Consider the following 20,665-nt stretch of genomic DNA (forward strand, 5'->3'; position numbering starts at 1 on the left):
CCGGGCAATTCTGGGAGCCCGTCCTATCGCGCCCCTATGGGGCGTCGGTATAGGCCGTCAATAGTCCTGAGGAGGAGGCTCGAGAACAGTGACCGTATGCATCCGAGCACATCCGAACAGCCCGGTCGCCCCGGCGGACGGGCGGGGAAAGGAGACGCGGGACATGACACTCCCACGCGATCGAAGCCGGGCGGACACCCCGGGCAGGACACACGAGCAGGACCGCACCCCCGCACACGCGGCGGCCGGCCCCCGCGGGACCGGCGCCCCGAGTCGGCACGCTGGCCACGGCGAGGCCCGCGGCGCCGACGGAGCCGCCCACCGCGGCACGGAGGCCGACGACGGCGGCGGCGCCCACCGGGGCGGCGGTCAGAGCGCCGGCGAGGGCCCCCGCCCGGGCGGCACCGTCCCCGAGGCTCCCGGCGTGGTCCGCGCCGACGTGGACCCGGCCGCCCCCTCCGACCGGCTCATCGCCCGGGGCGAGGCACACGTGTGGTGGTGGCGCTGCCCCGAGCGGGTCGACCCCGCCGACCTCGCGCTGCTGGGCACGGACGAGTTCCGGCGGGCCCTCGGCATGCTCGCCGAACGGGACGCCGCCGAGTTCGTGCGCACCCGGGCCGGAGCCCGGCGCGCGCTCGGCGAACTGCTCGACATCACCCCGGCCACCGTCCGGCTGGGGCACCGGCGCTGCCCGGGCTGCGGCGCGGACGACCACGGCCCGCCGCTGCTGGTGCGCCCCGAACTCCCGCTGGCGATCAGTCTGAGCCGTACGGCCGGCTGGGGCGTCTTCGTGGTGGGCGCCGGCCTCGCCATCGGCGTCGACGCGGAGGCGCTGCGCCCGGTGCGCGAGACCCTGTTCGCCGGGTCCGTCCTGACCGCGTCCGAGCGGCGCCATCTGGACGCCATGGCGCCGGGCCCGGCCAGGCACGCCGCGTTCCACCGGGTCTGGACCCGCAAGGAGGCCGTCGTCAAGGCGGTCGGCGTGGGCCTCGTCGGCACGGAACTGGACCAGCTGGAGACCCACCCCGACCGGGACGGCCCGCTGCGCGTCACCCACCACGGCGTCGGACGCCCCACCGAGTGGACGGTGGAGGACCTGCGTCTGTCCGACCACCTCGCGGTGGCCCTGGCCCGGGCGGCCGGCCCCGCGGCCCGCGGCCCGGTCCACCTCCACCCGCCCACCGGCCCGTGACCCCGCGGCCCGTCCCCGGCACGCCGAGCTCCGGCCGCAGTCAGGACCGCACTCCGAGAGAGGACGTCACGCATCATGACCACGGAATCCGTCGCACCGCCGGCCCGTCCCGCCGACCTCGACACCACACTCCGCGGACCCCGCGCAGCTCACCTGCCGGCCGCCGAACTGGCCGCGTACTTCGACACCCTCGCCGAGGCCGTCCAGCGGATCGACCCCGGCCCGTCCGCGCCCAGCGGCTGGGAGGAGCGGGAGCGGCTGCGCTTCTCCACCTGGGTGCGCGCGGCCTACGAACACCCCCTGTCGGCCGCTGTGTTCGGCCATCCCGACGCCGGTGCGGCCCGTTGCGCGCAGCACGCACAGGCCGCCGGACTCGGTCTGCGCATGGAGGTCTCGGGCACCGGTATCCGCCCCGCCCGGCCGGCCCCCCACGTCCGCGCCGCCGCAGCCGTGGCCGCGGTCTGGTCGGTCACCGCGCTGGCCGTCACGCAGTCCCCGCGGCCGCCGCGCGAGCGCGTCGTCTCCGACGCCTGGCGGATCGCCCAGGAGATCATCGCCCCCGCCCTGCTGACGGCAGGCCCCGGCTTCACCCGCGCCCGCGCCCGCGGGGCGTGGTGAGGTGCCCGGCTCACCGGACACCTCACGCGAGGGCGACGCCGCGCAGGAGACCGCGTACAGGCACACGCACACGGGTACCGCCACGTACAGGCACAGGAACAGGGACAGCGACACGGCCCGGCTCACCCCGCCCCGGTGACGGGTGTGCCCCGCCGGGCCGCGGGCGCGAGCACCGGCGCGGACTCCTGCTCGCGCGCTCCCCGCGGCTCCCACGGGGCCGCCGCCGCGAGCAGCCGTACCAGCTCGTGGCAGTGGTACAACGGCCGTCCCTGGCCGTCGAGTCCGGACAGTTCCAGCAGCGCGGCGTCGACGAGGGACTCCAGGGCGTTCTCCGCCGTGTCCTCCGGCAGCCCGAGCCGGTCCCCGGCCCACCGCGCGGGGAACGGCTCGCCGTCCGCTTCGCCGAGCACTCCGAACACCGACCGCTCGACCGCTCCGAGCTGCTCCACCGAGGACGCCAGGACCCGGCTCAGGTCGAGGTCGCCGAAGGCCAGTTCGGCCAGCCGGGCGGCGGGGTCGGCGAGCCGGCCGGCCAGCCGGGCCGCCGTCCAGTGCGGCCGGGCCGCCAGCCGGGCGCCCGCGATGGCCAGCGCCAGCGGCAGCCCGCCGCAGTACGCCACCAGGTCCTCGGCCCGGTCCGGGTCCTCCAGCAGCCGCTGGCGTCCCGCACGGGCGGCCAGCAGGTCCAGGCCCGCCTCCTCGTCCAGCAACGGCAGCGCGAACGTGTCGCCCGCCGTCACCCGGGCCAGCCGCCGCCTGCTGGTGATGAGGACGGCGGACGGCCCGGCCGGCAGCAGCGGAGCGAGCTGCCGGTCACCGGAGACGTTGTCCAGCACCAGCAGCAGCCGCCGGCCGGCGGTCCGCGTCCGGTACAGCCGTACCAGCTCGTCCAGATCGCCCGCGGGCAGGTTCGGATCGCCCTCCCCGAGCGCCCGCAGCAGCTGCGCGAGTACGGCGCGCGGAGCCCTCGGGGCACCGTCCGAGCCGCACAGTTCGGCGAAGAGCAGCCCGTCGGGGAAGTGCTCCCCGTTCTCGGTGGCGGCCCGTACCGCGAGCGCGGTCTTGCCGATGCCGGCCATGCCGGTCACCAGGATGCGCCGCTGCGCGGACTCCTCATGACCCAACCGGCCCCGCAGAGCCCGCAGTTCGTCCTGCCGCCCGACGAGTTCCCCGTCGGAGGCGGGCAGCATCGAGGGCACCGGACCGGTCCGCCCGGCTCGCGCTCCGGCGGTCCGCCCGAGCCCCAGCTCTCCGCCCAGCACGGCCTGGTACGTCGAACCGAGCACCTCGCCGGGGTCGATGCCGAGCTGCTCGGCGAGGACGCCGCGCCCCTCGTAGTAGACGTTCAGGGCGTCCGCCTGCCGGCCGCACCGGTACAGCGCGGTCATCAACTGGGCGCGCAGCCGCTCCCGTACCGGGAACGAGGCGACCAGCCCGGTCAGCTCCGCCGTCACCTGCTCGTGCCGCCCCAGCTCCAGATCGGCCTCGATCCGGGACTCCAGGGCGAGCATGCGCTCCTCCTCCAGCGGCGCCAGTTCGGCGTCGAGCAGGTGCTCGGTGACGTTCGCGAGCGCCGGCCCCCGCCACAGCCGCAGCGCCCGGCGCAGCGACTCCGAGGACTCCTCGAACCGCCGCTCCGCCAGCGCCCGCCTGCCGTCCCGTTCCAGCCGGCGGAATTCGACCAGGTCGATCCGGGCGCCCGGAGCGCGCAGCACGTACCCCGGAGGCCGCCGTACGATCTCGGCCTCGTCGCCCAGCTGCTTGCGCAGCCGGGACATGTACGTGTAGATCTGCGCGCTCGCCGTCGCCGGCGGATCCCAGCCCCACAGCAGTGAGCTGAGCCGCGCGTCGGACACGACCCGGTCCTGCGCCAGCAGCATCGCGGCGAGCACCGTGTGAATCTTGGACCCCGAGAGGGCAACCCGCTCGCCGTCCCGTACAGCCTCCACCGGCCCTAGGACCAGAAACTCCATGGGGCACCCCCCTTCTGGTGCGGCCATTCCTACAGTTATAGAAGGTAGGAGGCGCTGTTATCGGTGGGTTATCGCCACGGCCCGTTCCGCTCCCCGGGGCCGCGCGGCGAGCTGGGCAGCCCGCTCCGCTCCTGCCGGGAGGCACGGGCATCCACCGTGAGCGGCTGTGGGATGGCCGTGTTCACAGGTCGAGGGGGGTCGAGCTTGCCCGGGCCGTCACCGGCTCGTACGTCGGATGCGAAGGGGCCCGCGCGCTTCGGTCTCCGTGACGGGCCGGCCGCCCCGGGTCACCTCGACCTTGCCGGCCGCCACCAGACGCCAGGCCGCTCGGCGGACCGGTTCCATCAGGGCCCGCCAGCCGCCGTCATCGCCCTCGTAGGCCTCGCGGGCGGCGTCGGACGGACAGATCGAAGCCGTGGCCGCACGGCGCTCCAGCAGGTCCATGATGACCTGCTCCAACCGCCGGGCGAGCTGCCGGTCCGTCTCCGCCACGCCATCCAGTGTGGCACCGCTCGCGCCGGGCAGCCCTGTTTCCGGCCGGGTGGAGGGCTGCCGGCTCACGGTGACCGCGTGTGCGTCTCCGCCAGGACTTCCGCCTCATGGGTGCGCCGGGTGCCGGCGGTGAACTCGCTCAGGTACCTCTCCTCGCCCATCGCGGCGCGCAGGCGGGCCGCGATGCGCTCCACGTCCCCCCGCTCCGCCGGGGGGTGCGGGGCGCCGGCGCGTTCCCGGGTCGCCGCCGCCGTGCCGAGCAGGCGGGTCGCCCTGGCCGGGGTCCCGGCCAGGGAGTACGCGCCTGCCAGACCTTCCAGGGCCAGGGCGACCGAGCGGGGGTCCTTCGTCGTCGCGGCGGCTGCCAGACCGTCCCGGTGGCAGGCCAGCGCGCGCTCGGCGTCGCCGCGCTGTTCGGCGATGAAGCCCAGTTCCGCCAGCACCAGCGCGAGGCCCGGGCCGTCGCCGCGGCGGCGGTTCCAGTCGAGCCAGGGCCGCAGCCACTCCTCGGCGGCGTCCAGGCGGCCCTGGCGGCGGGCGCTCAGGGCGAGGCCCAGGGCGGCGAACTGCTCGGCCGGCTGGTTGCCCTGCCCGACCGCGATCCGCAGGGCGCGGGTGTGCAGGTCGTCGGCCTCGTCGTAGCGCTGGGTGAGCAGGGCGATCCGGCCGAGCCCCGACAGTTTCGTGGACATCTCGGGCCAGGTCTCCAGGGCCTGGGCGATCCGCAGGCTCTCCCGGTGCAGCCGGGCCGCCAGGTCGTAGTCGCCGTTGATCTCGGCGAGCCTGCCGAGCACGTCCGTCGTCTTCAACCGGCCCCACAGATCGCCCAGTTCCGCAAAGTGGGCGCGGGCCTCCTCGGCGTTGCCGCGCAGCGACTCCAGGTCCCCGCGCGCCAGGGCGAAGCACGCGCGCGTGGTCAGCGCGGCGGCGGTGCCCCACGCGTCGCGCAGGGTGCGGAACCGGAGCAGGACACGCTCGACCCGCTGCTCGCCCTTGACCAGCGCCCCCACCGTCCACTGCGCGTGCGCCAGGAACCACTGGGCCCTGGTGGACTCCAGGGTCGACTCGGGCGGGTCCTCCGCGGGGGCGTCGCACTCCCGGTCGTGCTCGCCGAGCAGCAGACGGATGCCCGTGTACCAGAACTCCGCCTCCACGCGCTCCCCGGGCGCGGCGTCGCCGGGGGTGTCCAGGGCCGTCGCCAGCGCCCTGCGGGCCTCGCCCAGCCGGCCGCGGACGTACCAGTACCAGGTCAGCGAGTTGACCAGGCGCAGCGCCTCCTGCGCGGCCCCGGACCGGTCGGCCTCGGCCAGCGCGCGCTGTACGTTCGCCGCCTCCAGGTCCAGGTACTGGAACCAGCGGGACTGCTCCCGTTCGTGCAGATGAGGCCGGGCCCGCTCGGCGAGGCGGACGCAGTGCCGCAGGTGCCGGGCCGCGGTCTCGGCGTGCTCACCCGACGCGGTGAGCATGTCACGCGCGTAGACCGCGACCGACTCCAGCAGCCGGTAGCGCGGTCCCTGAGGGCCCTCGGAGCGGACGGCCAGCGAGCGCTCCACGAGCAGGCTGAGCGCGTCGAGCACGTCGGCGCGGGACACGCCACCGCCGGAGCACACCTCCTCGGCGGCCCGCAGACCGCAGCCCTCGCTGAACACCGACAGTCTGCGCAGCACGGTCCGCTCGCGGTCGTCGAGCAGGCCCCAGCTCCAGTCGAGCGTGGCCTGAAGCGTCCGGTGGCGTGAAGGGGCGTCCCGGTAGCCGCTGTTGAGCACCTTGAAACGGTCGTCGAGCCGGTCGTGCAGTTCCCTGATGCCCAGCGATCTGACGCGGGTGGCGGCCAGTTCCAGGGCGAGCGGAATGCCGTCCAGGCGCCGGCACACATCCGCGACCAGCGGAGCGGTGGTGGCGTCCAGCACGAAGTCCGGGTCCGTCGCCCTGGTCCGGTCGACGAACAGGCGCACGGCGCCCGAAGCGGTCAGCGCGTCGAGGTCCGGCCCGTCCTCCGGGGGCAGGGACAGCGGCGTCACCGGATACACCGTCTCGTCCCGGGTGCGCAGCGGTTCCTGGCTGGTCGTCAGGATGTGCAGGTGCGGGGCCCTGCCGAGCAGCAGGCCGGTGAGCCGGGCGACGGCCTCCACGACGTGTTCGCAGTTGTCCAGCACCAGCAGCAGCCGCCGGCCGGCCAGCGCGTTCGCGAGGCGGTCGGCGGGGCCCCCGGCGTCGTCGTCCGAGGTGCTCTCCCGGATGCCCAGCGTCGCCATCACCTGCTCGGCCAGCGCCTCCGTGCCGGCGAACCGCTCCAGGCCCCCGGCGTCCGCCAGCTCCACCAGCCAGGTGCCGTCACCGAACGCGCCCGCCAGGCTCTCCGCCAAGGCCTGGGCGAGACGGGTCTTGCCGACCCCGCCCGGTCCGGTGAGCGTGACCAGGCGGCGCCGTAAGAGCAGGGGGCGGATCGCCTCCATCTCCCGTTCACGGCCCACCAGGGGCGAGGCCGCACCGGTCGGCCCCGGCCCGGTCCGCACCGCTGCGGCGGACCGCACGGCCGGCTCCGGACGGGCCAGCACCGGATCGTGGCGCAGGATGGCCCGCTGCAACGCCTCCAGCGACGGTCCGGGCGTCAGCCCCAACTCCTCGTCGAGGCGGCGCCGCAGGTCGTTGAAGCAGTCGAGCGCGTCGGAGGAACGCCCCGCCTGGTACAGCGCCCACATCAGCGCACCCCGCAGCCCCTCACGCAGCGGGTGCTGCGCCACGAGCTCCGTCAGCTCACCCACCAGCAGGCTGTGCTCACCCAACTCCAGGCGCACCGAGGCGTGTTCCTCCACCGCCGTCAGCCGCTCCTCCTCCAGGCTCGCCGCCGTCGGCCGCACGGACGGCTGGTCGGTGAACTCGGCGAAGGCGGGGCCGCGCCACAGCGCCAGCGCCTCGCTGTACAGCGCCGCGCGGGTCACCGGGTCCTCACCGGACCTGGCCCGGGCGACCAGTTCGCGGAAGCGCCCCGCGTCGAGCGCTCCCGCCGGGACGTCCAGGACGTATCCCGGCGGCCGGTGCGCGACCAGTTCGCGGCCGCCGGCCTCCGCGTCCTCCAACGCGCGCCGCAGCTGGGACACTTTGGCCTGGAGCGACGCCGCCGGCCGGGCCGTGAACGTCGAGCCGCCCCACAGGTCCTCGATGAGCCGCGCCGAGGGGACGACCTGCCCCTGATGGGCGAGCAGATCGGCGAGGAGCATACGCACCTTGACTTCGGGTACCCGCACCAGACGACCCTCGTCCGTGCGCACCTCCAGCGGCCCCAGCACCCCGAATTCCATGATCTCAGCGTAACCGGCCGACGACCGGCGCAACCGCTGACGAAAAGGCCTCGGCCATCGGCCCGAAGGGCGTTTGCGAGGTGTTTCCGAAGCCGTCCGAAGCGAATCCGAAGGGGCATATGCCAGGGTTCCCCGAGGAATGCGATTCGGCGGGGGCGCGGAGGGCGGGGGCAGGTGTCCGAGAATGAACGACTGCGGCTGGCGATCATCATCGGCAGCATCAGGAAAGGCCGGTTCGGGCACGTCGCGGCGGAATGGCTGGCCTCCCGGGCCCGGTTGCGCCCCGACTTCGACGTCGACGTCATCGACCTCGCCACGGCCTGGCTGCCGGACGTGATGTCCGCCGACCCGACCGCGCCCCGGCCTCAGGCGGTCAAGGACCTGGCCCCCTGGCTGGCGTCGGCCGACGCGTTCGTGGTGGTCACCCCCGAGCACAATCGGACGTTCCCCGCGTCGCTGAAGAACGCGATCGACTGGTACGACGAGGAATGGCACGCCAAACCCGTCGGATTCCTCTCCTACGGCGGCCCCTCCAGCGGCCTGTGCGCGGTGGCGGCCCTGCGCCAGGTCTTCGGCGAGGTCCACGCCGTCACGGTGAACGAGACCGTGAGCTTCCACAACTACTGGGAGCGCCTCGGACCCGATGGAACCCTGGCCGCGTCCGACGACTGGGACGCCTCGGCCCGGCTGATGTTCGACCGCCTCAGCTGGTGGGCCGGTGTGCTGCACCGGGCCAGGGCAGAGCGCGGATACCACGTACCCCAGGTGAACAGACAGGAGCGCAACGCGCCATGGACGGCCAGTGGTTCCGACGTTTCGGCGATCCCGAGCCCCACGCTCTCAGGCTGATCTGCTTCCCGCACGCCGGGGGCGCGGCCAGCGCCTACCAGCCGCTGTCCCGGAGTGTGCGACCCCACGTCGAGGTGCGGGCCGTGCAGTACCCCGGCCGCCAGGACCGCCGGCTGGAGACGCCGGTGGCGGACATCCGGGCCCTGGCCGCGATCGTCGCCGGGAAGCTGGAAAAAGAGCAGAAGGAGGAGGAGACGGCGCCCTTCGCGTTCTTCGGCCACAGCATGGGGGCGCTGGTGGCCTACGAGACCGCCCGGATCCTGGAGGAGCACGGGGCCCGCCCGCCCCGCCGGCTCTTCCTGTCGGCCCGGGGGGCGCCGGGGCCGCGACGCGGTGCGCACGACGCGCTGCCGGACGACGACGCGATCCTGGCCGCCGTACGCCGGCTCGGCGGACCCGGCGTTTCCCTGCTCGACGACCCCGAGCTGGTGGCGATGGTGCTGCCCGCTCTGCGAGCCGACTACGCGGCCCTGGCCGCGTACTCCTTCACGCCCCGGGAGCCGCTGCACACGCCGGTCACCGTGCTGTGCGGCGACGCCGACCCGGTCGTCTCCGTCGAGGAGGCGTCCGGCTGGCGGACGTTCACCCGCGCCGAGACCGAGGTGCGGGTCTTTCCCGGCGGTCACTTCTATCTGGACCAGCGGCTCGGCGACGTCGCCGAGGTGGTACTGAGCGGCGTCCGCCCGGCGGGCGCCGAACGATCGGGCAACGGCGCCCGCCATGACTGAACACGGGTGTTCGACGTACGGGGGTAGGCGTGGAGTTCAAGGTTCTCGGTCCGCTTGACGTGGTGAGCGGCGGGCGGAGTCTGCCGCTGGGCGGAGTCAAGCAGCGAGCGGTGCTCGGGCTGCTGCTCCTGCACGCCAACCAGGTGGTCGCCACCAGCCAGCTCCTCGAGGCCCTGTGGCCCGAGGACGCCAGGCCGGTCACCGCGCGCAAGATGGTGCAGAACGCCGTCTGGGGGCTGCGCGCCCTGCTGGAGAGCGGCGACCCCGAGGGACATGAGCCGCCCAGGCTGCTCACCCGGGCGCCGGGCTACGTGCTGCGCGTCGACCCCGAACAGCTCGACGCGACCCGCTTTGAACGCGCCGTCGCAGCGGGCCGGGCCCGCCTGGACGCCGGTGAGGCGGCCGAGGCCGCCGAGCTGCTGGGGGAGGCCCTGGCGGAGTGGCGCGGCTCGGCCCTGTCGGATCTGGCCGAGCAGGGCGTGGAGTGGGCCGAGCTGACGGCGTTGCGTCAACTGCGCCTGGACGCCATGGAGGACCGCTTCGAGGCGGAGCTGGCGTGCGGCCGGCACCACGGCGTGCTGGGCGAACTCACCTCACTGGCCGAGGCCGAGCCCCTGCGGGAGCGATTGTGCGGGCAGTTGATGCTCGCCCTGTACCGCTGCGGGCGCCAGGCGGAAGCGCTGAGCGTGTTCAGCAGGGTCCGGCTCGCCCTGGTGGAGGAGTACGGCCTGGAGCCGTCCGCCGCCCTGCAGAACCTGCAACGGCGGATCCTGCGCCACGACCGGACGCTGGCCTCCCCTGACGCCCCGGTACCGGAACCCCGGCGGGTGCCTGCCCCGGAGGATGCCGACGACCGCACGCGCACGCCGCTGCCGGCCGGCGCCGCGCAGGGGGCGGGCCTCTCGCGCACGGCGCCGTCCGCCGGGGGGTTCGTGGAAGCGGGACGGACCGGCGGGACGTCGCCCTCCGGGCTCGTACCGGACGGTGTCCGTGCGAGCGCGGTGTCCTCGTACGGCGGCGCGCGGACGGGTGATCCGTCGGGCGGAGTGTCCTCGCTCGGGGGCGCCGGCACGAGCGGGGCCTCTTCGTACGGCGGCGTCGGCGTGAGCGGGGCGGCGTCCTCGTACGGTGGCTTCGGCGGCGGTGAACGGCCGGGGCCGGCCGGCGCCGAGGGGGGCGCGGTCGCCGAACGGCGGGACGTGTGCGTGCTCGTGGTGTGCACCGAGTCCGCCGGGGACGCGGCGGCCATGGAGAGCGAGCAGCTGGACACCTCCCTGCACGACGCGGTCACCGTGCTCACCGAGAGCGTCGAGACACGCTCCGGCACCGTCGTCGGCTCCATGGGCGGACTGTGCGCCGCCCTGTTCGGGCTCCGGTCCGAGCGCCCCGAGGCGTCGCTGAACGCGGTGCGCGCGGCCTTCGCGGCCCGTGAACGGCTGGCCGCCCGCGCGGGGATGGTGATGCGCGCCGTGGTGATCTCCGGCAAGGCGATCGTGCGGCACGACCCGCACGACCCGCGGGCCGCCGTCTCGGTGGTGGGCACCCTGCTCGACAAGGCGCACGGACTGCTCACCGGTGTCCCGGAGGGCGAGCTGTACGTGAGCGAGGACGTGGCCGGCGACACCGGCGCGTGGGTGAGCTACGACGACACCCCCCTTGCCGCCGACGGCGCCGTCGTCATCCGCAGGGCCCGGGCGCTGCACACGGGCGAGCCCGCCGCGGCCGGCACCGGCGGGCGACCCCGGCCCGAACTGGCCCTGCTGGAGAACCTGCTGGACTACTCGCGCCACCACGACGTGCCCTCCATGCTGACGGTGCTCGGTGACCACGGGGTCGGCAAGACGGGCCTGCTCGCCCAGTTCGAGCGTCGCCTCGCGAGTGACTTCGACGAGGTGCGGGTCGTACGGCCGCGCGGCCCCAAGGGCATCCAGGACGCCGCCGGCACGGCCGCCGCGCTGCTGGACGCGTGGGCGCCGCCCCAGGGAGCGCGGCCGGATCCGCCGGAGCAGCGGATCCGGGCCGTGGTCCGCTCCGCCGTCGAATCCGACGTGGTGGCCGCCCGGCTGCTGCGGGTACTGGCTCCCACGCCCCACTCCGGGCCGCCCGTGCGCGGGGCCGACCTGCTCGCCGCCTGGCGTGAGGTCATCGAGCACGAGGCGCGCCACCGTCCCCTGGTCCTGTGCCTTGACGATCTGCACCTCGCCGACGAGGCGGTGCTGGACTGGGCGGAGACCCTGGCCGTCGCCGGTACCGGGGCGCTGCTGGTCGTCGCGTGCGGCCACTCCGACCTGCTGCGCCGACGGCCCTTCTGGGGCAGCGGCAGCGAGCACGCCAGCCGGCTCACCCTGCCGCGGCTGCGCGAGCCGGCGGCCCCGCTGCCCCGGCGCACCCTGCCCTTCCCGGACTGCCGCCCCCGCCGCCAGGAGGAACGGGCGAGACCGTCCGGCCGGATCCACGCCGGGTTCCGGGCCAAGGGGGCCGAACCGGTCGAGGTACGGCCCGGGCGCCGGGCGGTGTGAGACCGGGCCCCTCGGCCTCAGGCTGAGGGGGGCAGAGCCGTGTGATGACACCGTCGGCCGGGTGGCGGCCGCACGGCGGGGGGTGTGGGATGACCGGGTCGAGGAGTCGCGAATGGGCGGCGTGTGGGCGGGACTTGATGTGCTGTCCGCATGGACATCGCAGCCCCACAGACCCGCCGTCCCGCGCACGCCTCACCTCGGCCCGGGCGTCCGTCCGGCGCCGGAGAGATGGACACCCCGCTGGCCGTCTTCGTCGGCGCCCGGTTCGCCGCTGCCCTGCACGAAGGACTGAGCCGGGCCGGCCGCCCCAGTGACGCCGGCCCGGCCCGGCCGGACGACTCCGCACCCCTCGCCCGCCCGCCCGGGCGCACGGCGGCACGACGAAACACGCTGCTCGCCGAGCACTCCGGGGAGATACTGGCCCGCTTCGCCACCGGCCTGCGTACCGTGCCGGGCGTCACCGCGGCGGACCGGAAACGCATGAGCACGTGGGCGCGACAGGTGCTCGGCACGGCGGTGACCGCCGGGTCCGCCGGCCCGGTGCGCGCGGGCGCGGCGGCTGACTGGGAGGCCCTGGCGGGGTCGCTGCTGGTCGAATCGGCCGCTGACGTCCTGCCCGAGGGCTCCGCCGACGTCACACGGGCCCTGGGCGCCCTCGCCCGTGCCATCCGCCTCACCGGCACGGGCGGGACGCGCTCAGGCGACCTCCGACTCCCGGACCGGCGGAAGCAGCGACTGAAGTAGCCGGTCCAGGGCGTCGCCCGGCTCCGGGCCGAGGCTCAGGCTGAGGGTCACCGTGCGCGGGTGCGCGGTGGCCCAGCCCGGACGCCGCTCCGGCAGCCGGGAATCGGCGCCGACGACGACGAGCAGCGGCACACCCGCATGGGTCTGCGTCAGCCGCTCCACCATGTCCAGCAGCGCCCCGTCGGCGTACTGGAGGTCGTCCCAGATCAGCACCAGCGGCTGCTCGCGCGCCGCCCGCGCCAGGAACTCCGCCCAGGCCCGCAGCATCTCGGCGGAGTTCTCCCGCTCGTGCGCCGCCCGGTGCGGCGACAGCAGCCGGGCCAGGGGCGTGTACAGGTCCGCCCCGGCGGCCGGGCCGGAGCCCAGGCGGTTCAGCGTGGCCCGCAGCCGCGCCGAGGCGTGGGCCTCGGGGCCGCCGGGAACGATGCCGCAATAGGCGGCCAGGATCTCGGCCGGCACCGACAGGGCCGAGGCGGTACCGGGTGCGGGGACCGTCCCCGCCAGCACGCGCGCGGGAGCGCCGTGGTTCTCCTCGACCCGCCGCTGGAACTCCATCAGCAGGCGTGTACGGGCCCGGCCGGACCCCTCGATGAGGGTGATGAGGTGCGCCGCCGAGCGCTGCCGGGTGTGCAGCAGAGTGTGACGCATCAGTTCCAGTTCGCTGCCGTGGGCGGCGGAGCCGGCGTCCGGGCCCCACGACAGACCGGTCACGTCGTCGTGCAGCGCGTGCAGTTCCCACGGGGCGAGGGCCGACGCGCAGGCCCGCCGGAAGGTGGCCACCCGCTCGACCAGGCGGTGGGTCTGCGCGCAGACGTGGATCTCCCCGGCCTGCACGTGGGCGAGCATCGACCGGCAGGTGTCGACGAGCCTGCCGCCGCTCCAGGGCGGCGGCGGGTCGTCGGACGGCCTGCGCGGCAGCAGGGCCTCGCCGGACGCCACGGCCGCGTGGACGGTGAGACCGCGCACGGCGGCCTGCGGAGGCGTGAGCGTGCCGGTGGGGACACTGAGGCTGTCACGGACGGCGGACGCGGTGCGGACCGCGCGCTCGGCCCTGTCCGCCGGGTCCGTCCCGTCGGTGAACACGGCGAGCACCGTCGAACCGAGCACGGCCGTCACCCGGCCGCCGTGGAGATCCGTCTTCTCCCGGGCGACCTGGGTCAGCGCGTCCACCACCCGGTCGCGGTCCTCGGCCAGCACCCGTTCCAGTTCCGCGCCGAGCCCGAAGCGGAACATGACCACGCTGGCGGTACGGGACTCGTGCCGGCCGGGCGAGGAGGGCTCGACGCCCGGCGCGGTCCGCTCCGCCGGCCCGGCCGGTGCGGTGCGCGCGGGCGGGTCGGTGCACGCGACCCGCTGCACGGGCGCGGCCGTTTCGGCGGGCAGGTCCTGCCCCGCGGGAACGGCCGGTTCGGTGAACACGGCCTCCCCGGCGGGTGCGGCCGGTCCGGCAGGCCGATCCGGCTCGGTGCGCGCGGACGGTTCGGACCCCGGCGCCGCCTGCGGGGGCGCCGGGGCGGGGGCGGGCGGGGCGGGCCGGGGGACCGGGGTGAGCCGCACCGGCTCCCGGCCGCCCACCGTACGGGGCGCCTCCAGCACCGGGTCCTGAGTGAGGATCGCCTGCTGCAACCGGTGCAGTTCACGCCCGGGTTCCAGCCCGAGCCCCTCGACCAGCGCGGTGCGCACCCGGCCGAACACGGCCAGCGCCTCGGCCTGCCGCCCACACCGGTACAGGGCCACCATCAGCTGCCCGGAGGCGCGTTCCCGCAGCGGCTCGGCGGCCACCAGGCTCTCCAGGTCGGGCAGGACGAGCTGGTGCCGGCCACAGGCCAGGGCGGCCTCGAAGTGATCCTCCATGACATCGAGCCGGCGGTTTTGCAGGGCCGTCAGCTCCGGCCAGCAGATACCTTCCTCCACCAGGTCGGACAGGACGGGCCCGCGCCACAGCCCCAGGGCCTCACCGAGCGAGCGGCGGGCGCGTTCCACTTCGCCCGCCGCCAGGGCGGCGCGGCCCGTCACCACCCGCTGTTCGTAGTCGAGCAGGTCGACGCGCTGCTGGGGTACGCGCAGCAGATAGCCGGGCGCCCGGGTCAGCAGCTCCGGACCGTGCTCGGCCCGCGGCGGCCGCGACAGGACACCGCGCAGTTTCCAGACGGCGTTCTGAAGGATCTTGCGCGCGGTCATGGGCGCGTCCTCGTCGGGCCACAGGGCCGACAGCATCTGGCTGGTGGACACCACCTTGTTCGCCTGCAACAGCAGATACGCCAGGACGGCGCGTTGCCGGTGCCCGCCCAGATCCACCAGGCCGCCCGGCGGTCCCCCCGCATGCTCGACCTCGAGTGGCCCCAGTAAGCGGAACTGCATGAGCTCCCCCGTTTCGCTTGCTCCGGCGTGCTGCGTTTCCCCGGAACCGGACCGGCGCGTGACAAGTCGTCAGCGCCGTCCGCTTCCCGTACTGCTCCCGGCCGAGGGCGCCGGCCCGGTCACGGCCGGCGGCGGCCGGAATGTTCCCCGGGAGTCCGCCGGTGGGGGGAGGCGGCGGACCCGTCAGGGGTGGATCAGCGGCCCGCGGCGATGAGTTCGTCGCCGGCCTGCTTGCGCAACAGTGTGCACACGTCACGCAGTCCGGCGTACAGCTGACCGAGTTCGGCGTCTGTGACATATATCGAGGGTTCGAAGCGCAACGTGCCGACCGCGCTGGCCGTCGGGAACGTCCTCACCCGGTGTCGGCGCAGCAGGTGGCCCGCCAGGAAGTAGCCGAACAGGCCACTCTGCGCGATGCGGCTCAGTTCCGGCGACGAGGCGCCGGACTGGTCGTGGAACTCCAGGCCCTGCATCAGCCCGTGCCCGCGCACGTCCGCCACCACGTCGGGGAACTCCGCGCGCAGCGCGTCGAGTTTCGCGCGCAGCGCCGCACCGCGTTCCTCGGCCTGCCGGTAGGCCGCGCCGCCGTCCCTCTCCAGCAGTTCGAGGACCTTCAGCGCGATGTGGCAGGAGAAGCTGTCCTTGGCGAAGGTCGAGCTGTGCACGATCTCGAAGTCCCGGCGGTAGCGCTTCTCGCGCACCAGCATCACCGACGCCTTCGTGACGCCGCCGCCGAGCGTCTTGGCCAGGGTGTAGTAGTCGCCGCGCAGGCCGATCCGGGAGCTGGCGAGCAGGGCGCCGGTGCGGCCCATTCCGCTCTGGATCTCGTCGACGACGACGGGGCAGTCGATCCGGGCGCAGAACTCCTGGATCTCCCGGGCGAACTCGGCCGACAGGACACGGATCCCGCCCTCGCCCTGGACGGGCTCGACGAGGAAGGCGCAGAAGACGGGGAACTCGTGCTCCGTCACCGTGATCCGGCCGTTCTCCACGCTCAGGCCGAGCAGCACCCGGCGTTCACGCGCGTGGACGGCGTTCAGGTCCTCGGGGCTGTCGTGCGGGACGAACCGCGCCTGCGCCCCGAGCGACTTGAAGGGCAGCCGGTAGCCCTCGTTGTGGGTCAGCTGCACACTGCCGGCGAGTTTGCCGTGGAAGCCGCCCTCCAGGGCGAGGAACAGCGGCGGGGCGGCGGCGACCTCGTCGTTGCGGCGCCTGATCGCCGCCTCCAGGACACCGACGGCGTCGTTGCCGTCGGCGGCGAGGGCGACCCCGAGCCGCGCGGCCGCCTCACCGTGCACGGTGGCCGTTCCCCCGGCCACCGCGGCGCGGGCGGCCGCCAGTTCGGCGTCGACGGAGCGCAGCAGCTCCGACACGCGTAGACCCCGGTCCAACTCGGCGTGCTTGACGGCGGCTTCCACCGCTTCCGCGCCACTGTTGCCGAAGATGGCGTAATAAGGCTCGTCGTCGGAGAGTTCACGCGCGATGATGCGGTTCAGTTCGGCGGCCAGCCGGTTGGCGTAGGGGTGGCGCGAGAACTGGGCGTGGATCGGTGTATGTTCGGCGAGCAGCTGACGGGCGTACGTGGTGATCTCGGGGTGGTGGTGGCCGAGCAGCACCGAGCCGTAACCGCCGGCGAAGTCCACGACCGGGACCTCGGTGCCGTCGTCGTCCCGTAGGTACAGGCTGTTTCCCTCGGCACGCACGTATTCCACCGCCAGTCCCGCGGTGTCGAGTACCTGGCGCAGATAGGGCTCGGCGAGTTCGCGTACCGCGGCCGCGGCGGAGGTCTCAGTCATGACCTCAGGGTCCGATGGCCGGGTAAACGTCCGGTCACTGAGAGGTCATCGGTCACGCCCGGTCACTGAAGGCCCACCGGTTACCCGGGCATGAAGTGACCGCGAGACGCCGCGGTTACGTTGATGGCGCCGGCTGCGCCTGATGTGCGGACGGCCCAGACGTGTCCCGTGACCCATCGGAGAGTGGCATGAATTCCGCGTCCGCCGAACTCGATCACGCCGCCGTGCGTTCCGGTCACGAGCCGGTACGCCCGGACCGGTTGCGTGGGGTGATGTCCCGCTTCGCCACCGGTGTCACGGTCCTCACCGTGGGCGGGGAGCACCTGCACGCCATGACGGCGAACGCGTTCAGCTCGGTCTCGCTCGATCCCCCGTCGGTGCTGTGCAGCGTCGGGCACAGCGCGGTCATGCACGGTGCCCTCACCGGCGCCGGGCGCTTCGCGGTGAACATACTCGGCGCCCACCAGGAGTCCCTCGCCCGGCACTTCGCCGACAAGAGCCGCACCCTGGGCGCCGCCCAGTTCGAGCGCGTGGACTGGCGTGCCGGCGAGCACACGGGCGCCCCGCTGCTCGAGGACTCGGTGGCGTGGCTGGAGTGCGAGCTGACCGAGTCCCACGCGTTCGGCGACCACACCATCTTCATCGGCACCGTGCTGGCGGCGGGCCAGGGCGCCACCGGTGACGAGCTGCTGTTCGTCAACGGCCGCTTCGGAAAGCCCGCCACCGTCGCCTGACCGCGCCGGTCCCGCCGGCCGCCGCCGGGACCGGCGGACGCGGCAGGGGCGGCACCACCTCACCGGTGGTGCCGCCCCTGCCGCGTGTCACGGCCCCCCGCTCTCGCCGGGGGCCGTGCGTCACGGGAAGTCCGTCACAGGAAGTACGTGCCCGGGTCCATGCCGACCAGGACCCGCCCCTGTACCTCCAGGTTGGCGTCCCGCTGGACCAGGGCGTGCAGCGAGAAGCCCTGGATGTCGCGGTGGAAGCGTTGGAGGGGGACCTCGCGCCGGATGACCGAGCCGCCGCTCGCCGTGTACAGCAGCTCCACGGCCTCCTTGGCCAGCTGAGCCGCGTAGGCCGTCCGGCCGCGGATCACGGCCTTCTGCTCGTCGGTGGGCTGCTCGCCGGCGTCGGCCCGGGTCTGGAGGACCTCCAGCCAGAGGTCCGCCAGGGCCTCGGAGGCGTCAATCTTGTTGGCGGCCGTGGCGACCTGGATCTGCGTGAGCGGGTGCAGCTTCTGGTCGGTCCAGTCCGTGTACGTGATGCCGCGGCCGGGGAGGCGCTCGAGGAACAGCTCGTAGGCGCCGCGCGCGATGCCGGTGAACGCGGCGGCGACGCCGGAGAGGACGTAACCGAGCAGTCCGTAGTTGCGGCCGGTGGCGCCCGTGTTCTCGCGGTCACCGGTCGCGCTGACCATGGCCTCCTCCAGGGAGACCACGCGATGGGCGGGGACGAAGACGTCCTGGGCGGTGGTGGTGCAGCTGCCGGTGGCGGCCCCCGCGCTGACGTGCCAGTCGTCGGTGACCTCCAGCTCGGAGACCGGGACCAGCGCGACGAGTTCCTCGTGGGTCCCGTCGGGGCGCTCCACCATCGCGGCGAGCAGATCCCAGTCGGCGCCCCGGACGCCGGAGTTGTAGCCCCAGGTGCCGTTGAGCCGGTAACCGCCGTCGACGGGGGTGAGGGTGCCGGTCGGGGCGAAGACGATGGACACCCGGGTGCCGCCCCTGGCGAACACCTCCCGCTGGGCCCGGTCGGGGTAGAGGGAGGCGCACCAGGTGCTGGTGAGCCACACCATGGTCAGCCAGCCGGTGGACGGGCAGCCGCGGGCGACCTCGGCGATGACCTTGAACTGGTCGGCGACGCCGAGGTCGAGCCCGCCATGGGCGCGGGGCACCGCGGCGCGGAACACCCCCGCCTTCTCCAGCAGCCGGATGTTCTCGTCGGGGATCCAACGCTGTTCCTCCGCGTCCGCGCCGTTCGCGCGCAGCGTGGGCACGGCGTCGCGTACGGCGTCCAGCACGGACGCCAGGGCTTCCTGATCGGTCACTGTCTCTCCTCGGGCCATCGGGGTGCTCGGCATGGCGGAGCCCCCCTGGGTGCCAGGGGGGCTCCCGGGGCGCCCTAGTCGGCGACGAGACCGGTCGCGGCCACCGGACGGTCGATGGCCATCAGCCAGCGGCCGTCCTCGGTCTTGCGGAGCACGTCGGTGCAGACGCCCTCCAGCCGGACCGGCTCGCCGTCGGGGCCGGTGGTGTCGATGGAGTACTCGACCCCGATCAGGGCCACGTCACCGGCGACGTAGGAGTGGGTGACACTCGCCTTGAGGGTCGGCTTGGAGGCCAGGAACTCCTTGAAGAACGCCAGCCGGTCGGCGCCCGTCAGGGGCTCGCCGGAGAAGTTCGACACCGAGTCCTCCAGGTAGAGGCGGTTGAACAGCTCGCCGTCACCCGAGTTGAAGACCTGGATGAAGATCTCGTTCTGGATGTCCGTGTCGGACGTGAGGTCGGGGTGTTCCGGGTCGAAGGGCACGGTGAAAGACGTGGCTGACATGGGGATGCGGTTCCCTTCCGGGGGGTGGGTGGGTGATGCCTCGGTGGTCATTCCTCGCCCGCTGCCTGCCGGGCGGCACGCAGACCGGACTCGATGGCGCCGTCGATGTAGCCGCTCCAGCCGTTGGCTATGTCGCCGCTGGCGAAGGAGAGACGCCCGCTGGTGTAGGTGACCTCCGGGTAGAGCGTGGTGAGCTGCCGCGGCTTGCGGAACGCCCAGCCGCCGCGCGCGTACGGGTCGCGGCCCCAGTCGTGCGCCTTGACGCCGATGACGTCCAGGTTCACGCCGAGCTGCTGCACGGCCTTCTTCACCTGGGCCGTGCTGGTCGGATCGAGCTGGGGATCGGTGCTGAAGGCGACGTAGAGCATGCCTTCGGAGGTCTCCTTGAACGGCAGCAGCATGGGGATCGGCGAACCGCCCTCGGCGCCCTGGCCGTAGACGCGGCCGGCTCCCTTGCGGGCGTGGATCCACAGCTTGACCGCGTTCGTCACGGCGATGCCCTGACTCGTCGCCGTGGTGAGCGCCGGGGGCAGGGACGGGCTGAACTTGACCGTGTTCAGGGCGTTGACCGGCATCGCGACGACGACCGCGGTGGCGCTGTAGCGCGTGCCGGAGGTGGTGGTGACGTACACCAGTGACCCCGTGTCGTTCACCGAGGCGACCGGCGAGCTGAGCCGGATCGTCGGTTTGGCCTCGTCGACCATCGCCTGGAGCAGCGCCTTGGTGCCCTTGGCGATGCGCCAGCGCATGGTGTCGTTCCAGCCGGCGTTGGTGTGACCGGCCAGGGCCCACCAGTGGGCGAACATGGTGAAGGCACCGGCTGTGCTCGAGCCGCCGGCGTAGACCGCCGTCTGCCCGTTCACGAGGAGTTCCTCCTCGGGCGTGAGGGCGAGCTGGGTCAGGCGGTCGCGCAGCGTCAGCTTGTCCAGGCTCTGCAACAGGTCGGCCCGGTGCAGGGGCTGGAACGGCCTGTCGAAGTACGTCCGCGTGCCGTCGAACATGCGCTCGAAGACGGTGCCCATCCGGCCGAAGCCGTCCTCGGGCGTGAACTGCCGCGGGCCGTTCGGCGTCGGCAGCCAGGTGGTCGAGATCGGCTCGTCCTCCTCCAACGCCAGCTTGTAGCGCGTGAGTTCGGCGCCGAGGTAGGGCTGGGTCGGCTCCACCCAGGTCCCGCCGCGCTCGATCAACTGGCCGCCGTAGGTGTCCGTCCAGGTGCGGCCGCCGATGCGGTCGCGGGCCTCCAGGACGAGCACCCGCTTGTTCCGGGCGCGCAGTTCGCGGGCCGCGGTGATGCCGGCGAAACCCGCGCCGATGACGATGACGTCCCAGTCCGCCGCGGCGCCGCGGGTGGCGGCCGAGGCCGCCGGGGCGATCGGGGCGAGGGCGGGTACCGTGACGGCGGCCGCCCCGGCCGCCTTGAGCAGGGTGCGGCGTGTCGGCCGCCGCCCGCTGATGGGTCCGGTGCTGTGCATGGTGCTGTGTGTCCCCCGTGTACTAGGTGCGGGCCCGCCGTGCGGAGCCGGCATCTCACTCATGAGCCAAGG

At 74.1% G+C, this 20,665-nt stretch carries 15 protein-coding genes; 7 read left to right on the forward strand and 8 right to left on the reverse strand.

From position 1 onward, the window contains the following. Window positions 1–163: 163 nt before the first annotated feature. On the forward strand, window positions 164–1,192 hold the full coding sequence (locus AB0I06_RS29820; RefSeq protein WP_363121942.1) for a 4'-phosphopantetheinyl transferase superfamily protein: 1,029 nt from the start codon (window positions 164–166) through the stop codon (window positions 1,190–1,192). 75 nt (window positions 1,193–1,267) lie between these two features. After that, window positions 1,268–1,810, forward strand: a complete 543-nt coding sequence (locus AB0I06_RS29825; protein ID WP_363121943.1) for a hypothetical protein — start codon at window positions 1,268–1,270, stop codon at window positions 1,808–1,810. A gap of 122 nt (window positions 1,811–1,932) precedes the next feature. Here the strand turns inward: AB0I06_RS29825 and AB0I06_RS29830 are convergent, their stop codons facing one another. From AB0I06_RS29830 to AB0I06_RS29840, 3 genes are all read right to left on the reverse strand, one after another. Next, complete coding sequence (locus AB0I06_RS29830) at window positions 1,933–3,783, reverse strand: BTAD domain-containing putative transcriptional regulator (RefSeq protein ID WP_363121945.1); 1,851 nt, start codon at window positions 3,781–3,783, stop codon at window positions 1,933–1,935. Window positions 3,784–3,999: 216 nt separating this feature from the next. Next, window positions 4,000–4,275 carry a DUF3253 domain-containing protein gene (locus tag AB0I06_RS29835; protein ID WP_363121946.1) on the reverse strand — a complete coding sequence of 92 codons (276 nt, stop codon included), beginning with the start codon at window positions 4,273–4,275 and terminating at the stop codon, window positions 4,000–4,002. A 65-nt stretch (window positions 4,276–4,340) separates the two neighbouring features. After that, the gene (locus AB0I06_RS29840; protein WP_363121947.1) at window positions 4,341–7,577 is read right to left on the reverse strand and encodes a BTAD domain-containing putative transcriptional regulator; all 3,237 of its coding nucleotides are present in this window, start codon (window positions 7,575–7,577) and stop codon (window positions 4,341–4,343) included. A 174-nt stretch (window positions 7,578–7,751) separates the two neighbouring features. Here AB0I06_RS29840 and AB0I06_RS29845 point away from each other — a divergent pair, with 174 nt between their 5' ends. From AB0I06_RS29845 to AB0I06_RS29860, 4 genes are all read left to right on the forward strand, one after another. Continuing rightward, window positions 7,752–8,426 (forward strand): NAD(P)H-dependent oxidoreductase, encoded by a 675-nt coding sequence (locus AB0I06_RS29845; RefSeq protein WP_363121948.1) that lies wholly within the window; start codon window positions 7,752–7,754, stop codon window positions 8,424–8,426. Further along, the gene (locus tag AB0I06_RS29850; protein WP_363121949.1) at window positions 8,369–9,154 is read left to right on the forward strand and encodes an alpha/beta fold hydrolase; all 786 of its coding nucleotides are present in this window, start codon (window positions 8,369–8,371) and stop codon (window positions 9,152–9,154) included. The genes AB0I06_RS29845 and AB0I06_RS29850 overlap by 58 nt, the downstream gene beginning before the upstream one ends. A 29-nt stretch (window positions 9,155–9,183) precedes the next feature. Further along, on the forward strand, window positions 9,184–11,673 hold the full coding sequence (locus AB0I06_RS29855) for a BTAD domain-containing putative transcriptional regulator (protein ID WP_363121950.1): 2,490 nt from the start codon (window positions 9,184–9,186) through the stop codon (window positions 11,671–11,673). A gap of 150 nt (window positions 11,674–11,823) precedes the next feature. Next, a complete protein-coding gene (locus tag AB0I06_RS29860; protein WP_363121951.1) occupies window positions 11,824–12,417 on the forward strand; it encodes a hypothetical protein in 594 nt (197 codons plus the stop codon). On the opposite strand, the gene AB0I06_RS29865 is transcribed toward AB0I06_RS29860, so the two are convergent. After that, a complete protein-coding gene (locus tag AB0I06_RS29865; protein WP_363121952.1) occupies window positions 12,370–14,778 on the reverse strand; it encodes a BTAD domain-containing putative transcriptional regulator in 2,409 nt (802 codons plus the stop codon). The two genes, AB0I06_RS29860 and AB0I06_RS29865, sit on opposite strands and share 48 nt — an antisense overlap. Window positions 14,779–14,972: 194 nt before the next feature. Next, window positions 14,973–16,574, reverse strand: coding sequence for an aminotransferase class III-fold pyridoxal phosphate-dependent enzyme (locus tag AB0I06_RS29870; protein ID WP_363121953.1), 1,602 nt, complete (start codon window positions 16,572–16,574; stop codon window positions 14,973–14,975). A 188-nt stretch (window positions 16,575–16,762) separates the two neighbouring features. Here AB0I06_RS29870 and AB0I06_RS29875 point away from each other — a divergent pair, with 188 nt between their 5' ends. After that, window positions 16,763–17,308: a flavin reductase family protein gene (locus AB0I06_RS29875; protein ID WP_363121954.1), complete on the forward strand. Its 546-nt coding sequence runs from the start codon at window positions 16,763–16,765 to the stop codon at window positions 17,306–17,308. Between the two features lie 134 nt (window positions 17,309–17,442). Here AB0I06_RS29875 and AB0I06_RS29880 read toward each other — a convergent pair whose 3' ends face one another. From AB0I06_RS29880 to AB0I06_RS29890, 3 genes are all read right to left on the reverse strand, one after another. Continuing rightward, window positions 17,443–18,618 (reverse strand): acyl-CoA dehydrogenase family protein, encoded by a 1,176-nt coding sequence (locus AB0I06_RS29880; RefSeq protein WP_363121955.1) that lies wholly within the window; start codon window positions 18,616–18,618, stop codon window positions 17,443–17,445. Between the two features lie 74 nt (window positions 18,619–18,692). After that, the gene (locus AB0I06_RS29885) at window positions 18,693–19,121 is read right to left on the reverse strand and encodes a nuclear transport factor 2 family protein (RefSeq protein ID WP_363121956.1); all 429 of its coding nucleotides are present in this window, start codon (window positions 19,119–19,121) and stop codon (window positions 18,693–18,695) included. A 47-nt stretch (window positions 19,122–19,168) separates the two neighbouring features. Next, window positions 19,169–20,593, reverse strand: a complete 1,425-nt coding sequence (locus AB0I06_RS29890; protein ID WP_363121957.1) for an NAD(P)/FAD-dependent oxidoreductase — start codon at window positions 20,591–20,593, stop codon at window positions 19,169–19,171. Window positions 20,594–20,665: the final 72 nt, after the last annotated feature.

This window comes from Streptomyces sp. NPDC050674 (assembly GCF_040654575.1).
GTDB lineage: Bacteria > Actinomycetota > Actinomycetes > Streptomycetales > Streptomycetaceae > Streptomyces.

Coding starts and splice junctions, on each gene's coding strand:
- AB0I06_RS29820 (WP_363121942.1), top strand. CDS start 164: ATGACACTCCCACGCGATCGAAGCCGGGCGGACACCCCGGGCAGGACA.
- AB0I06_RS29825 (WP_363121943.1), top strand. CDS start 1,268: ATGACCACGGAATCCGTCGCACCGCCGGCCCGTCCCGCCGACCTCGAC.
- AB0I06_RS29830 (WP_363121945.1), bottom strand. CDS start 3,783: ATGGAGTTTCTGGTCCTAGGGCCGGTGGAGGCTGTACGGGACGGCGAG.
- AB0I06_RS29840 (WP_363121947.1), bottom strand. CDS start 7,577: ATGGAATTCGGGGTGCTGGGGCCGCTGGAGGTGCGCACGGACGAGGGT.
- AB0I06_RS29850 (WP_363121949.1), top strand. CDS start 8,369: ATGGACGGCCAGTGGTTCCGACGTTTCGGCGATCCCGAGCCCCACGCT.
- AB0I06_RS29860 (WP_363121951.1), top strand. CDS start 11,824: ATGGACATCGCAGCCCCACAGACCCGCCGTCCCGCGCACGCCTCACCT.
- AB0I06_RS29865 (WP_363121952.1), bottom strand. CDS start 14,778: ATGCAGTTCCGCTTACTGGGGCCACTCGAGGTCGAGCATGCGGGGGGA.
- AB0I06_RS29870 (WP_363121953.1), bottom strand. CDS start 16,574: ATGACTGAGACCTCCGCCGCGGCCGCGGTACGCGAACTCGCCGAGCCC.
- AB0I06_RS29875 (WP_363121954.1), top strand. CDS start 16,763: ATGAATTCCGCGTCCGCCGAACTCGATCACGCCGCCGTGCGTTCCGGT.
- AB0I06_RS29885 (WP_363121956.1), bottom strand. CDS start 19,121: ATGTCAGCCACGTCTTTCACCGTGCCCTTCGACCCGGAACACCCCGAC.
- AB0I06_RS29890 (WP_363121957.1), bottom strand. CDS start 20,593: ATGCACAGCACCGGACCCATCAGCGGGCGGCGGCCGACACGCCGCACC.